The sequence below is a fragment of the Butyricimonas sp. Marseille-P3923 genome (assembly GCF_900184685.1).
Lineage (GTDB): Bacteria > Bacteroidota > Bacteroidia > Bacteroidales > Marinifilaceae > Butyricimonas > Butyricimonas muris.
Map to the genome: position 1 here is coordinate 913075 of NZ_FXXL01000007.1, position 15098 is coordinate 928172.

Annotated in this window: 15 protein-coding genes; 6 read left to right on the forward strand and 9 right to left on the reverse strand. The window is 47.7% G+C overall.

The features are described 5' to 3' along the window. Positions 1-17 precede the first annotated feature (17 nt). Positions 18-1412 (reverse strand): tRNA uridine-5-carboxymethylaminomethyl(34) synthesis GTPase MnmE, encoded by a 1395-nt coding sequence (gene mnmE, locus CS948_RS15445; RefSeq protein WP_099292582.1) that lies wholly within the window; start codon positions 1410-1412, stop codon positions 18-20. 93 nt (positions 1413-1505) lie between these two features. Further along, positions 1506-2414 (reverse strand): DUF5996 family protein, encoded by a 909-nt coding sequence (locus CS948_RS15450; protein WP_099292583.1) that lies wholly within the window; start codon positions 2412-2414, stop codon positions 1506-1508. Positions 2415-2622: 208 nt separating this feature from the next. Between CS948_RS15450 and CS948_RS15455 the strand changes: the two genes are divergently transcribed. The 4 genes from CS948_RS15455 to CS948_RS15465 are packed head-to-tail and all read left to right on the forward strand — an operon-like array spanning position 2623 to position 6048. Then, positions 2623-3759: a hypothetical protein gene (locus CS948_RS15455; RefSeq protein WP_255302034.1), complete on the forward strand. Its 1137-nt coding sequence runs from the start codon at positions 2623-2625 to the stop codon at positions 3757-3759. Between the two features lie 18 nt (positions 3760-3777). After that, positions 3778-4419 carry an ABC transporter permease gene (locus CS948_RS21700; RefSeq protein WP_176555076.1) on the forward strand — a complete coding sequence of 214 codons (642 nt, stop codon included), beginning with the start codon at positions 3778-3780 and terminating at the stop codon, positions 4417-4419. Next, on the forward strand, positions 4416-5327 hold the full coding sequence (locus CS948_RS21705; RefSeq protein ID WP_255302035.1) for a glycine betaine ABC transporter substrate-binding protein: 912 nt from the start codon (positions 4416-4418) through the stop codon (positions 5325-5327). The genes CS948_RS21700 and CS948_RS21705 overlap by 4 nt, the downstream gene beginning before the upstream one ends. Next, positions 5317-6048 carry an ABC transporter ATP-binding protein gene (locus CS948_RS15465; RefSeq protein WP_099292584.1) on the forward strand — a complete coding sequence of 244 codons (732 nt, stop codon included), beginning with the start codon at positions 5317-5319 and terminating at the stop codon, positions 6046-6048. The genes CS948_RS21705 and CS948_RS15465 overlap by 11 nt, the downstream gene beginning before the upstream one ends. 3 nt (positions 6049-6051) lie before the next feature. Here the strand turns inward: CS948_RS15465 and CS948_RS21710 are convergent, their stop codons facing one another. Next, on the reverse strand, positions 6052-6201 hold the full coding sequence (locus CS948_RS21710) for a hypothetical protein (RefSeq protein ID WP_176555077.1): 150 nt from the start codon (positions 6199-6201) through the stop codon (positions 6052-6054). Between the two features lie 134 nt (positions 6202-6335). Here CS948_RS21710 and CS948_RS15470 point away from each other — a divergent pair, with 134 nt between their 5' ends. Both CS948_RS15470 and CS948_RS15475 read left to right on the forward strand, forming a co-directional pair. After that, positions 6336-8009, forward strand: a complete 1674-nt coding sequence (locus CS948_RS15470) for a hypothetical protein (RefSeq protein WP_099292585.1) — start codon at positions 6336-6338, stop codon at positions 8007-8009. Between the two features lie 11 nt (positions 8010-8020). Then, positions 8021-8503, forward strand: coding sequence for an N-acetyltransferase (locus CS948_RS15475; RefSeq protein WP_099292586.1), 483 nt, complete (start codon positions 8021-8023; stop codon positions 8501-8503). Positions 8504-8505: 2 nt separating this feature from the next. Here CS948_RS15475 and CS948_RS15480 read toward each other — a convergent pair whose 3' ends face one another. The 6 genes from CS948_RS15480 to CS948_RS15500 all read right to left on the reverse strand — a co-directional run bounded on the left by CS948_RS15480 (position 8506) and on the right by CS948_RS15500 (position 15090). After that, positions 8506-9774, reverse strand: a complete 1269-nt coding sequence (locus CS948_RS15480) for a DNA cytosine methyltransferase (RefSeq protein WP_099292587.1) — start codon at positions 9772-9774, stop codon at positions 8506-8508. A 125-nt stretch (positions 9775-9899) separates the two neighbouring features. Continuing rightward, entirely contained in the window at positions 9900-10058 is a 159-nt protein-coding gene (locus CS948_RS21715; protein WP_176555078.1) for a hypothetical protein, read from the reverse strand. Positions 10059-10207: 149 nt separating this feature from the next. Then, positions 10208-10765: a sigma-70 family RNA polymerase sigma factor gene (locus tag CS948_RS15485; RefSeq protein WP_099292588.1), complete on the reverse strand. Its 558-nt coding sequence runs from the start codon at positions 10763-10765 to the stop codon at positions 10208-10210. A 438-nt stretch (positions 10766-11203) separates the two neighbouring features. Beyond that, positions 11204-12886: a PKD-like family lipoprotein gene (locus CS948_RS15490; RefSeq protein ID WP_099292589.1), complete on the reverse strand. Its 1683-nt coding sequence runs from the start codon at positions 12884-12886 to the stop codon at positions 11204-11206. Positions 12887-12902: 16 nt separating this feature from the next. Then, positions 12903-13598, reverse strand: a complete 696-nt coding sequence (locus tag CS948_RS15495) for a DUF4843 domain-containing protein (RefSeq protein ID WP_099292590.1) — start codon at positions 13596-13598, stop codon at positions 12903-12905. Positions 13599-13623: 25 nt separating this feature from the next. Beyond that, positions 13624-15090, reverse strand: a complete 1467-nt coding sequence (locus CS948_RS15500) for a RagB/SusD family nutrient uptake outer membrane protein (protein WP_099292591.1) — start codon at positions 15088-15090, stop codon at positions 13624-13626. Positions 15091-15098: the final 8 nt, after the last annotated feature.

Consider the following 15098-nt stretch of genomic DNA (forward strand, 5'->3'; position numbering starts at 1 on the left):
CGGCTGTTTACAAGCCATCACTTGCCGATGCAGAAGTTCTTGAATATATTCCCCAGCACTTCATCCGTTGTAATTTGTCCGGTGATTTCGCCGAGGTAATGGAGGCATTCGCGGATGTCTTGGGAGATAAATTCACCGCTAAGGTGAGAGTCCAGACCGGAAATGACACGTTCAATAGCGGAGCGGGCGCGGGATAGGGCTTCGTAGTGGCGGGCGTTACTGACGATAACGTCGCCGGAGGAAAGGGCGTTGATGTTGACGGTAGCAACAAGCTGTTCCACTAGGTCGGGGATGTTGTACCCTGTCTTCGCGGAGATGGGCAGAATGGGTTCGCCGGAAGAGAGGGCGGCAATTTCAGCCACGAGGGAATCCGAGGTTTGGAAACAGTCGATTTTGTTGAGAAGGATCAGCAGGCGGGCATCGGTAGCCAGACGTTCTTTGACACGGGTATAATACGGGACAAAGTTCGAGATATCTTTGGTCGTATCGACAAGAAGTAGCACTACGCGGGCTTGTTCTATTTTGGAGAAAGTGCGCTCGATTCCCATGGATTCCACTTTATCGTCGGTATGGCGGATACCCGCGGTGTCGATAAAACGGAAGGTGATACCTTGCAGGTTGATCGTGTCCTCGATGACGTCACGGGTGGTTCCTTCGATATCGGAAACAATAGCCCGGTCTTCCCGAAGAAGGGCATTCAGCAAGGTACTTTTCCCCACGTTCGTGTTCCCGACGATAGCGACCGGAATACCATTCTTGAGCACGTTACCCAAAGAAAAGGAATCACACAAGCGGGAAATCAAGGTATCGATACCCACCGCAATGGAACGTAGTTCGGAGCGGTCGGCAAACTCGACATCCTCTTCCGAGAAATCGAGTTCCAATTCAAGCAATGAAGTAACACGCAAAAGTTCCATACGCAATTTCATCAATTCGTCGGAAAAGCCACCCCGCATCTGGTTTAGCGCCATTTTATGGGCGGCTGACGAGGACGAGGCAATCAGGTCTGCCACGGCTTCCGCTTGTGACAGATCCATTTTACCATTCAAGAATGCCCGTTGCGTAAATTCCCCGGGAGTGGCCAAACGGGCTCCGGAAGTAATCAGTAACTGCAACAGACGCTGTTGGATATAGACGGAACCATGACAGGATATCTCGATAGAATCTTCACCCGTGAAGGAGTGCGGGGCACGGAAAACGGTAACCAGAACTTCGTCGATCATCTCCTCTCCCTCCATGATTTTGCCGAAATGCACGGTATTCGGGCGTGCTGCCGCCAGTCTTTTCCCTGATGGCGAAACAAACAGCCGCTCACAGAGTTCAATACTACCTTTACCCGAAAGCCGGATCACGGCTAATGCTCCCATGCCGGGGGCGGTTGCTATTGCACATATCACGGATTGATCTATCATAAACGTACCTTTTTCGCGAAGGTAAACTTTTAATCCGGAACAAACAAAACCAATCTTTCCTCGTTACAAGAAAGGATTCCCTCGGGAAAAGAACTAATTAGCGTATGTTAGTGGTGTCGTTATCCAGTCCAAATGTTGCCACGGGTGAATCTTCTGCATGATATCGAAGCTCGATTGCAGGAATTGCCGCACGGCATCAAAGGGATCATCGTAGGCCAAAGCATCTTCCAGTGTCAAGAAAAATTCTTTCTTACCGGGTTTGAAGATTGCCATAGCAGGACGAATCAAATGATCGTTACCTCTCAAATCACTGATAAACGGGTAAGGCAAGCCGTAAAAAGCGGGACGGGGATAATTCGGATCACCCGGCCAGAAGCCGCACTCGAAATAACGTTCGTCGAAAGCATGATCGGAAATGGGTTTGTTCATACCGAAAGGAGCCGATTCGCCACTGTACACGATACCAGTGAGATCCATCGTACCGAAATAGTACGCCGGACCGTCCACTTTCCCCCGGAAACGGGACTGGAAGCCCCGTAATGCCTCGTGAGCGAAAAGGTGGTTCTGATGCCACAAATGTACCGCTTCCCTGTCGTAATGGTGGTGTTTCGTGTCCTTGTCGAAATCTACCGGATCGTAAAATTCCTGCGCCCTCACGTTGATCGTTGTCGGGGAACCAATCTCTTCCAGTGATTTCATAAACTGCTTATAAAATTCAGCCACGGAAAGCCCGTCGTGTAAATCAAAATGCACCGTTTTCCCGTTCCCGTTGCGGAAAATAATCATGTGTTTCATGAAGTCAGCCTGTATCTCAAAAGGAGAATCGTCCCCGGGGATAATTCCCGTGGAAAGTCCTTCTACCGAGAGATACAAACGCACGTGTGCCCATTCCGGACGTTGATGGCAGCGCACGAGTTTCACTTTACCCAACATTTGCAAGTACATGTGTACCGTGTCGGCTGTCTGTTGCCAATCCGTGTAATTCAAAAATTTCTTATCCATAATCTTCTATTTTATCTTAAAGCCACAGGTCATAAATTGTATTATTTCCCTCCCTGTTCTTGTTCCTTTAACGGGGATACCTTAAAATGGTTTTACTTTTCTGCTGTTTGGTTACCTTCACGAGTACTATGCAAACAAAGTATAATTTTAAGCAAACCTAATTCACTTAATTTCCGTTATACACCAAAAACGATAAAAGATGGGTGTAATGAAAAACAAAAAACTCTTACTGATAATATGGATACTGTTTAGTGCGGTTTCACTTCCCGCACAAGAAAAAGAAAGGGAACTCCCGAAATTCAAATTAGGCGGGGCTTTACGCTTTAACTACAATTTCTGTGACTGGAAAGCAGGACATCGTGACCGGGGCGGGGATTTCGGGTTTGACGTGTTATACCTCAAATTGACGGGTTCTTACCGCGATATTATTTTGAGTGCCGACTATCGCTTTTACAGCAAGGATTTCGGTGGTCCCATGCTGAAATACGGGTGGATCGGTTACCGGTTTAACGCAAATAACCAGATACAAGTCGGTCTGACAGGCGTACCTTTCGGGATACAACCCGTAGCCTCTCATAACTTCTTTTTGCAAATAGCCTATTATGTCGGTCTGGAAGATGATTCGGACATGGGTATCAAATATCTCCACGCCGGCGAGCGTTGGGAGCTCGCTTTTGCCTTTTTCAAGAATGCCGATGAATTGCTTTTCGGCTCGGACAACGAAACTTCGGACGACCGTTACGGTTATGACGTGGCAGGACGCAACAAGGAGATAAACCAGTTTAACGGGCAGGCATTCTATAAATTCGGGAAAAACTCCCGGCAACGACTGGGAGCGTCGGCAGAGTTCGGTCAACTCTACAACCTCGACAGACGGAAGAACGGCACGCACTACGCTCTCGCTTTGCATTACGAACTGCTATGGCAACAGGTAAGCCTGAAAGCGCAAGTAACGACCTACGCCATGCACCCTAAAAACGCCGCGGACGATGACGATGAGGTCATATCCATGACCGCCTATGGGGCACCCTACCTCGTTGCCGCGAAAGCGAACATCTACATGTTGAGTGCCGGATATACTTTCCCCGTAAACCGCAAGTTTCTAAAGAAAATACAAATATACAACGACTTCGGGTGCCTGCAAAAACAAAACAACGATTTCAAGGACAGTTTCCAGAATGTCACCGGGGGAATGTTGGACTGTAATCCTGTCATCATATACGTTGATTACGCCATGGGCAAGAATCACGGGTGGCTGGGACCCGATTGGAACGGTTTCGGTGCCGGAGGTGAAAGTAACTCGTGGCATGCACGTTTCAACGTGAACGTGGGTTACTATTTTTAATAACAAAAACAAAACAGGATGATAAAAGAGATTTACACGTTATACGTCGAGCGCTGGCGTTTTTTCTTGAGCCTCACGGGAGAACACCTCCAGATATCACTGGTATCCATCGTGGTTGCCGCCATTATCGGGTTGGGGTTGGGTATATTGATCAGCCTTTACCGGAAAAGCTCGTCCACGATACTGGGACTCACGAATTTTATTTACACGATACCGTCGATAGCCCTGTTCGGGTTTCTGATCCCGTTCTCGGGCATCGGCAACATGACAGCCATTATCGCTCTCTCGATATACGCCCTCCTACCCATGGTACGTAACACTTACACGGGCATCACGGGTATTGACCGGGAGATCATCGAGGCGGCACGGGGCATGGGAAGTACCACGTTCCAGATACTTTACAAGATACAGGTACCGTTGGCATTCCCCGTGATTTTGTCGGGGATACGCAACATGGTCGTCATGACGATTGCCCTCACGGGTATTGCCGCTTTTATCGGGGCGGGCGGATTGGGCGTTGCCATCTACCGGGGTATCACCACGAACAATTCCGCCATGACCATTGCCGGAAGTTTGCTCATCGCCCTGCTTGCCCTGTTGGCGGACTGGGGCGTGGGACGCTATGAAAAATACATAAAAAGAAAACGTAAACTAATATGAAAAGATACATGAAATATTATTCACTCGCGGTGATTATCGGGCTCGTGTTACCGTGGGGATGCGGGCAGAAAAAAGATACCATTCATATCGCCACGAAGCCCATGACCGAGCAATTCATTCTCGGGGAAATGCTCTCGCTGCTGATCGAAGAAAATTCCGACCTTCACGTGAAGATTACCAAAGGCGTGGGTGGCGGCACGAGCAACATTCACCCGGCGATGGTCAAGGGAGATTTCGACCTTTACCCGGAATACACGGGTACGGGATGGCTCGTGATTCTGAAAAAAGACACCCTGCTGCCACCGGACGAGCTATACGCCGAGCTGCAAAAAGAATACTCGCGGGAGTACGGGTTGAAATGGGTGGCTCCCTACGGCTTCAACAACGCTTATAGTCTGGCTGTCAGCAATGACGCGGCGGAGAAATATCACTTGAAAACCTTCTCCGATCTGGCACGTTATCCCGACCGGTTTATTTTCGGCGCGGAGTACGACTTTTACGAGATCAACGACGGTTACGCCGACCTCTGCGCTTATTATGACATAAAGTTCAAAAAGAATCTGGATATGGATATCGGGTTGAAATACGAGGCTATCAAGTCGGGCAACATCGATGTCATGAACATATTCACCACCGACGGTCAATTGAGTGGAGCCAACCTAACCGTGCTGGATGATGACAAACATTTCTTCCCCTCCTATTATTGCGCCACGGTGGTACGGGAAGAAACCCTGAAAGAACATCCCGAACTGGAAGGTATTTTAGAAAAAATGAAAGGTATACTGACCGATTCTGAAATGGCGGGTATGAACCACGAGGTGGACGTGAAACATCGTTCCGAACGGGAAGTTGCCGCCGAATTTCTGCAAAAGAAAGGTCTGCTAAAACAAGATAACCATGGGAAATGATATAGCTATTCGTTTTGAACACGTCACGAAGTCATACGGGGAACGGGAGATTCTGAATGACTTTAACATGGAAATCCGACGAGGTGAATTTCTGACCATTATCGGGAGCTCCGGTTCGGGGAAAACCACGGTTCTGAAACTAATCAACGGGTTGATATCTCCCACTTTCGGGATTATTTACGTGGACGGAAAGGATATCTCGAAAGAAGACCAGACTCTATTACGCCGCAACATCGGTTACGTGATACAGGGCATCGGACTGTTTCCCCACATGACTGTCCGTAAGAATATTGCCTATGTCCCCGGTCTGTTAAATCACCGGGACAAGGAAAAAACACGCCGTGCCGTGGAACGATTGATTGATGTCGTGGGACTTGAACAGGAAATGCTCGACCGATACCCATCGGAACTCTCCGGCGGGCAACGCCAACGGGTGGGCATAGCCCGTGCCCTTGCCGCCAACCCGGACATATTGCTCATGGATGAACCGTTCGGTGCCGTCGATGAAATCACGCGCAAAATGCTTCAGAACGAGATACTTCGAATACACGAGCAACTGGGAGTTACTATCGTGTTCATCACTCACGATATAAAAGAAGCGTTAAAACTCGGCACACGGGTTATGGTTATGAACAAGGGACACGTCGAACAATTCGACACGCCCGACAATATTCGAAACCACCCGGCAACGCCTTTCGTGCAAGAACTGGTACAAGGCTGACGATTATTCGTCAGTCTTATTTCCTGTATCACTATTTTTCCGGATATATATCCGTAGAGCCAGATACGCGTTCCAACCCAAGATAATAAACCCGACGAATAGTGCCATATAAATCACGGTAATAAATATTCCGATTAAACCTCCTAGCATCATATTCATATATTTTATTCAACATCAAATCATTATATCTTAACAAAGTTAAGAAATTTAATCCTATCCCTCCTCCCGGTCATTATTATTTTTTCAAACAACAAGAAATAATTACATTTGCACGAAACCTAGGTGCTATGAAAAATTACAACCAATGTGAATGTGGACTTGTATATAACGAGTTTTCCATTATATTGATCCAGACCTTTACCTCTCCCGGGATCGAAATTCCCGATTCGGAGAAGCCTGAAGTCAAGTCTTTTATTAAAAAGGACAACGAGGGAAACTTTGACAATCAACTATTTACCAATACCTGCCCGCGCCACCCGTGGGACGAGGGTACACCCCACGATCGAATGCGCACGGGTCCCAAGATCGAACGCTATCGCTTGAAAGGTTTTGATATCTGTATCGATATCGGGGGATTGACACCCGCACGCTTGTGGGGACACGTGCATGTGCGGGCTACCGTCTTTTTCAACAAAACGGTAGAGATATCCTATCGCATTATCGTGACGAAAACGGGAAGAATCAACGGTTCCAAATTCTGTCAAACGGATGTTCCTTTCAACACCGATCAATTGATCGCCGTGGCAGGTATCGTGCAGCACGTGGAACACTGGGTGTACAACAAGAAATTGAAAGGACAGGAAATAGACGGTTCCTTGAAGATAGTCACCATCAGCGATCTACATCTGGACGAACGGTCAAACTTCCACCCGACAACCGTGAGGACAAAGGGAATTACCTTCGAGGAAGTGCAACGACGTTACCGCTATTTCTTTGACAGGCAACCGTGTAAAGACCACGACAAACCTAAGGAAGAGAAAGAATTCGAATACGGTGATCATAATTACATATTCCTCGACATCTGGGAATCCATTGGTCACTCCGGTCGTATCCGTTTCGACAGGATGCGAGAGGATCAGGTCATCGAACACATCGAACAATGTCACAAAGCGGAACTCGTGGGTTTAATGACGCTCTACCCGGAAGAATGGCCGTATCGCATGGACTCCAGTTACGAAGACGTGTGCGGCAAGAATATTGCCATTGACACGGACGATCTCGTGCTCGCGAACGAAACCATGAGCCTCGTGGTCGGCACGTACGGCAACCGGGGCAAAGAGGCTCCCACCGACTGGAAAAAGCATCTCGCCCGCCGGGACCGTTATCACGTCAGTTGGCCGGAATACCTCGTGTTGGTCGAAATCCTGCTGGCAAAGAAACACACGATCAATTACGTCCTCAACAAATACATCTTCAACTCCCGTCAAGCCATCAGGGAAAACAGTAGGACGGACTCCAAAGACGGACAACAGGGCTTCACCATTATCAATGACAAGATTCTGGACATGATCGAGCAAAACGCCCGCTTGAGTATCAGCCTGTCGGATATCATCCTGCAACTTGATTCGGTGCGTTACCTTCGCTACATGTCGCACAAGCACATGTACCATGAAACCAGTCGTCGATTGCGTATCGAGGATGACGAACGCCAATTAAAGGAAATTACCGAGCGGGTAGACAAATCCCTCACGAACGCCAACAATATCGCCGACCTCAAAGAAGCGAACAGCACGAAGAACATCCTTCTCTTTATCTCCATCGCCTCGCTTTTCGGCGTGTTGCTGGAAGGGAACGGGGAAGCACCCGTGTTCTCGATGATATCCAAGGAGTTCGGCGTATTTACCGCCGTGCTTCTCGTGATAATCACGTCTATCGGAATCTATTTCAGTATGAAAGTATTGCTCCGGGTAATTATCCATTATTTAAGAAAGAAACGTATAAGTAAGAAATCAAGAAACTAAACACATCGTATATGATAAAAACGTACTCCACAGATTACAGGACACGCCTTTGCGAATTTTTTTCCCGTGTTATCGAGAATCACAAGGCTTATATCTCGCATGGTGAGTTACAAATGGGCGTCGCGCTCGACAGCAACGAGTTGGCACCGGATTACAAGGAAATGTGGCTAAAATACCTCGACCGCCAAGTCGCGGATCCCGCCAACACGTTATTACTCTACTTGGAAGATGAAGATATTATCGGTTTTGTCCTCTTCGGTATCACGGACGACGGCGCATTTCCTTACGGTGTGATTTTCGACCTCAGTGTCGATCCCGCGTACAGGGGAAAACGTATCGGTCAACAACTCCTGCAAGAAGCGACGGAGAACTTTAAAGCGAAAGGCATACGGGATTGCTATCTCGAATCGGGAGTGAATAACCACTCCGCCCACCGCTTTTTCGAGCATCACGGGTTTAAACAAGTTTCCGATATCTTCCGGTTGAAGTTGTAAAATTAAACAAGCGGCTCCTTCCCGAAGTAGAAATCCCACAAGCTTTCCATGCGTTTCCCGATATGGTATGCCAGCAAGGGGGGAACAGCGTTCCCGATGATTTTATACGCCGAAGAGGGGGATAATTTGTATTTACCCCCTCCCCCGTTAGGCACGACGAACTCGTAATCAGGGGGAAAGGTCTGTATCAACGCGCACTCGCGGGGAGTCAATCGACGCTCTTTCAAACCCGCCATCAACTCAGAATCAATGACTCCGCCATGCTCTTTCGAGAGCCGGCGGTATTCTATATTTCCATGATGCTCGGAACGGATCGTCGGGGCGATACTCGCGAGATCGACCTCTATCTGTCCTTGACAATGCCTGCCCAAGAATTTTGCCTTGGAGTAGTACATTTGCGACGGATCCGCGCTCGCTTCCGGTTCTTCCAACCCGGCAAATACATTTGCGAGAGTCTGCGGGGGCATCAGCCCCTCTCCCGCGGCACGATAACCGTGACTCGGCAAAGGGTAAGGACAGTATTCTGCCGGAATCACTTCTCCCGACAAAATCTCCCGTGCCTCCGGAGTCAATGCCGATTTACGGATACCGATAAAAATCACGCGTTCGCGGGATTGCGGCACCCCGTAATCGGCGGCATGCAACACCCTCGGTTCCAACACCAGATACCCGTCACCATCCGCCCGCGCGAAATCGCGTTGAATAATCTCTTTCGCGTTCGCGAGGTTTACCAGTCCTTTCACGTTCTCGGCTATAAATATTTTGGGCTTCGTGATCTCGATCACTTCTTTCATCCACATGTACAACTTTCCCCGGGTTTCTTCCGAAGCGATCTCCCCGTTGATAACCTCTCCCCTGTGGTCTTTATGGGAATTGAATCCACCTCGTTTCCCCGCCAGACTGAAATCCTGACAAGGGAATCCTCCCGTGACGACATCCACCTTTTCGGGAAATACCTTTTCCCCTGCGCGGTGGCGTTTCACGAGGTCTACAACACTCTCTTGGCGGTACACTTCCGCGGAATAACCGTATTTGGCAAAATGACGTGTCCACGCCGTCCGGGCTTCCTTCAGTATATCATTGGCGAAAACAATCCGGAAACGGGTTGATTGTAACTTTACCCACCCGTTCCGTCCGTTCTTTTCTATAAAGTCGGGATTTATTTTTTGATTAATACTATCTCTATGAACTGAAAATCCGCCTTCCAGTCCCAAATCCATTCCCCCGCATCCAGAAAACAGCGATAATACCCGAATCATTTTAGAAGTCATCAATTGTTATTTTATTCATTTTCCGTCCCTACAAAAATAACAATAATCATCGGGTTATCGACACTCTTGTGAAAAATTAAGTACCATGTCTACCGGATCGTGTACCGGTTGTTCCTTGTTCCCCGTCACAAACCGAGTATTCTCACGGTAGTGAAGGACTCGTACGCCAGATGATCAAAATAATGAATGATCTCTGCTATCCCTATCCAAGTGTATACGACGATGCTCGTGATTACAACTAGTAGAAGGGCTACGATTACCATTTGATTCCATTTAGCTTTCATTCCGTCTTCATTTTAAAGTTACTAACTCAAACCAAACTCTCTTCCCTCATCTCTATCATCGTTCACTGTAAATATATAACATTATTTTTTATTTTCCAAACGAATCGTTAGAAAAATCTTAAATTTAACACTTTGTTTGCCGCGGCTCTTCAAAGGTCGAGTTCTCTCCCGCGATGCATAAGGCGATCACGAAGATATTTGATGCTTTTGTTCTTTTGGACTTTCACCGTGTTTACGCTGATACCTAGTTTCTCGGCAATCTCTTTACCGGAAAAACCGCTTATACTCAACTTGATAATCTGTTTTCTCATTCGGGGTAAATCACCGATATGCATGTAGAGCAGGCGTACTATTTCTTCCTGTACCGTATCCAGAAGGAAATCCGCGGCAAAATCCTCCTCTTCTTTTTCTTTGTCAATCTTATCCAGTATGGCGGCTCTTTTCTTCTTGTTGCGGATGTATAACAATGAATTGTGATACAGAGATTTGTACAGGTATCCCATTAGTTCTTTCGAGGAAGCGAATTGCACATTGGAATGCCAGAGATTCACTAACAGATCCTGCACGATATCTTTCGCACAATCCATATCCTTGACGATCGATTCGACGTAAACGCACATCGCAGCATAGCAAGAATTGTAAAGTTGTTCCCAACATCTTTCGTCCTTGCCGTTTATCCCCGGTAAAATAGATTCAAGGTTTACCATCTTTATTCTTGTTAAACTTCTCAGTTTTTCATAAAGTGTAAACAATCAATTGAAGACATAATGACAGTACCGGGGAACTGTCCGGTTGCAAAGCGCCGTACTTATTCCCTGCAAAATCTACCGGATAAATGCCGACAGATATTTTGATTCAGACTCTAATTTTTCCCTTGTCCCGTACTACTCGTTTGTCACAATTTGTTTGTTTATTACAGTTAGCTTCACTTACAATGCCACATCTCACGCTCATCCGTACTATAAATACATGAAACGAGGTTTGGTATTACTCTAAAAGCTGAATTTTTTCAATTTACATGATTTATGACAGAAAAGTTTTCCAGAACAAGCCTGTATTTCAGCACCTCCTCTGTTTATAGAGGAGGTGCTGGCAAAGCCGATGAAGAAATTTATTGAATCGGCAATCACTAACTCACAGAACTATTAAATTGCATTATGAGCGGATCCGTTATAACGAAGATCCACGATTTTGCCAAAACTGGCAGTTGATTGCCATTTGGGAGTTATTCCCGTCGCGAAATGAGAATTATTCACGTTAAACATATAAATCTCCCCTGTTTCCAAAGCGACAGTCAAATCCATCCCGTTGCTACTTGAACCGCTGCCCGAATCCGTCGAGGTTATCTTCACGATTTTCTTCCCCCCGAAATCAAACAATTTCATCGGATCGGTTCCTCCCGTCCCCCTGAATATATACCCCCACAATTCACCGTTATTCGCCCCGCTACTGAAGAAAAAGAACCCCAAATCCCCGTGAGGACCGACAAAATACTCGCTGTCGCTGTTGATCCTGTTCTGGAAACCGACAGGAAATGCCCTCTCTATCTTCGGGTACGCTCTCAATTCCCAAGTTTCGTCGTCCATACCCAACCTGAACGTGTGGATACAATACAACCCCTCCGTGTCACTTCCGCTCCTGTTATCCTTGTAAAACATAAACATATCCGAACTCGTGGACGTACCCCATTCCGTCTGGAAACTTCCCACGTACGAGCCGGCGTAAAGAATATCCACGTCTTTCAAATTCTCCATGGCGAGCGTGACACCCTCGGCAGGTTCCGTCTGCACGATACTGATAGCGTTGGCATCCCCCCAGTTCCCGGTATATTCCAGCGAATTGTCATTCGCGATATACAAAAGACGGTGATGTAAACCGTCAATAGCGAAAGTACCCGTGATACCCATATCCTGATACGACATACGCACCAGACGATCTATCTTCATTCCTCCCTCTATCGTTACCGGGATATCGATATATTTACCGGCAAACCAAACATCCAGATGTTCCACCGCTTTCAGGTACAAATCCCCGTTCGTCGCCAATAAAACATGGCATTTAGAATTCGCCACGGCATCCTTGAAAGTCACGTTCGGCAGCACCCCGTTTATAAAATCGTCTTTCAAGTCCAAAGTCTTCTTGTAATCCCGATTACTCACGTACACCGGACCCACTCCCCCGTTCTGGAGAATCAATATCATCCCGGGCGAGGAAGAACTGCCGCTCTGCAACCAGTGGTTCATCACCTTCACGGGCGAACCGCCTAATTCCTCCCCGGCATTCTGGCTCGTGTAATAATCCTTCAATTCCCGGAAACGGTACACGTAACTACCGTCTTCCCAGTTACTCATGTTCTCCAGAATGGAGAGGCAAGCCTTCCCGTCTATTTCCGACAATACCATCCACGACTCCGACATCGAATCGTTGTCCGTCGGCCACATGCTGAATCCCCGGTCGGCAAGCTGGTAACCCGTAATCGTGTCCGTAATAAACAAGTACACCGTCATGAAACCACCCATATCCGTTTTCCATTCCAGCTCTCTACCAAACCCAAGCGATTTCACCTCCTTCGTCACCCCATTCTCCACTATCCATTCAAACGTCAATGACAACGCCGTGGAATCCCCCGCGTATTCCAGTACCGGGGAAGCCTTAATCACATCCCCCACCGTCAATGCGTAAAAGCTACCCAATTCATCCTCGTTCGTGATGTATTCCACCACGGACACCGTCGGCATTTCCGAGTAGTCGTAATTCCCCTTATCCTCGAAACACCCGCAAAGAAGAATCGCCACAAACACACCCCATATATAATTCTGTATCTTCATAACATTATTCAATTAATTATCCAACAATGGGAACTGTCATTTCCACGTCACCGTCCATCACCGGAGTTCCGGCATTTTTCATCTCTACCAGATGATACTTCAACCTTAACGAGTAATACCTCAACTCCGTCGGTCCCATGCCACTCATGTCACTGATGCCGGTAACCTCTATAAACTTGGCATATTTAGCGTCACTGTACTCTCCCAAGTAATACCTCACGATATCGCTCGTCCACCACGAGGGAGCTATCGCCATGGAAGTAAATATCATTCGCTGGCTTCTGGCATTGCCCGCCGGTCCCAAGGCAAAATCTCTCGTCGGCGTCAACTTCAACACCACCCGAACCATCTCGTTTTCCAGCTTCGCCGTTTTAATCAACTTCACCACGAGCGTATCCTTCTCTTTGCCGGCTTCCCACGTCTGTTCCGGTTCATAATCGAAATCGGCACCCTTCACTGCCGTTGTCAAACTCTCGTCAACATCCACGCGATAAGTCATATTTTCCCCCGCGGGTATCCCGGCAAACGCCAGTTCCAACTTGACCTCGTGAGTATCCTCGCCCGGGTAAAAGAAAAACGATTCGGTAATACTGTCCGCGGTTATCCCCCTCGTGAAATACAAGAATCTATCTGAATCGTAAGTCGTGAATTTATCCTCGGAACAAGCCCAAAGAAAAGCCGCGAACACCGGTATAAAAATTACATATCTCATTTCTACCTATTTAAAATTAACAGACTTAAAAAGCACTCTCCTCGCTCTTCGGCACAGGCAAATAATTATTATTCCTGAAGTCAATATTCTGGTTACCGTCAAACACCGGAAGATTCAGGCGCTTGAACATGTAGAACGATTGCCCTTCCGCGATAAACTCTTTCCGGGCATCCGTCAGCATCGCTTGCACGTATCCCGCTTCCGTCGTGATAGTGTTCAAATCGTCGGTAGCGATATCACCGCGCGCGCTTCTCACCGTCCGCAGCAATTCCACCGCCTCGTCCACCCTCCCCACGGAAGCCAGATATTCACCTTTCATGTAATACAATTCACTCTTCCGGATCACGGGCAAATAAGCCACGTCCGAATTTGTCCTCCGGTTCTTCGCCGAAGCGTAATTCGTGCCTACCCTTATCAACAACTTCTCGAACCGACCGTCAATCTGGTTCCGGTCAGGAAACACTTGCGTTATATTCCTCAGGTAAAGAGGGCGTTCCGTCGTCAAATAAGGCGCGTAATATTCCCCCACCTGTTTGTTATAGAGATTAAACATCACGTCGCCCAGCAACCGGCACTCCCCCTGCTCCAACCAGTCCATCATATCAAATCCCCACTGTTCCCAAGATCCCCCCATCTTCAACGTGTTCTCGATCACGTCATACGCCTTCTTCTTCTCGCCCATGTAAGCGTACACCCGCGCCAAAAGCGCGTTCACCGACACCATATTCATGCGGGAACGCTGGTGCCCGAAAAACTCCGCGTACTCGCTCTCTTCATCCCAACCGCTCCAGAACCCGGACATAACCCTCCACATCCAGATCACATCCCCGCCCAGATTCTCGTAGTAAGTAACCACGGAATCCCATTGTACCATAAGCGAATGTGCTTCCAGTAAATCGCGTTCCACGTTCTCCAGCACCTGCTTCACCGTCATCTTGTTATTAATCACCGACTCCGAATCCTTCACGTAAGGAATCCACGTCCCGTTCTCGTTTTGAGCGGGAGAGGGGGCGAACAGGCGGAGCAGGTCGAAATGGATGAAAGCACGCATCGCCAAAGCCTCCCCGTGTATTTTACACTTCTCCCCTTCCCCGTTCTCGAATATACTGTTCGGGGCTTTCTCCACGTGCTCGATAATATTATTGCAATCCGCGACCACTTTATACATACTCGACCAAATCCGGTCTGTCAAAGAAAGCACATCGCTGGTTTCATACAAGCGGTCGTTCACGTTCTGGTAAACCTGATCCATATTCTGCTTGACGTAATATTGTCCCAACACGTCCACCAGCCCCCACGTCAACTCCTTCCCGTACAGGCTCTCGCCGGACAGACTTTTATAAATACCGTTTACCTGCATCCTGTACCCGTTCCCGGTAGAATACAAATCATCACTGCTGATTTGAGTTTCTGGGCTTACCTCGAACCAATCGTTACAGCCGGTCATCGAGAAAGCCACCAGCAAACCCATGATATATCTTATTGTCTTCATATCTTTAA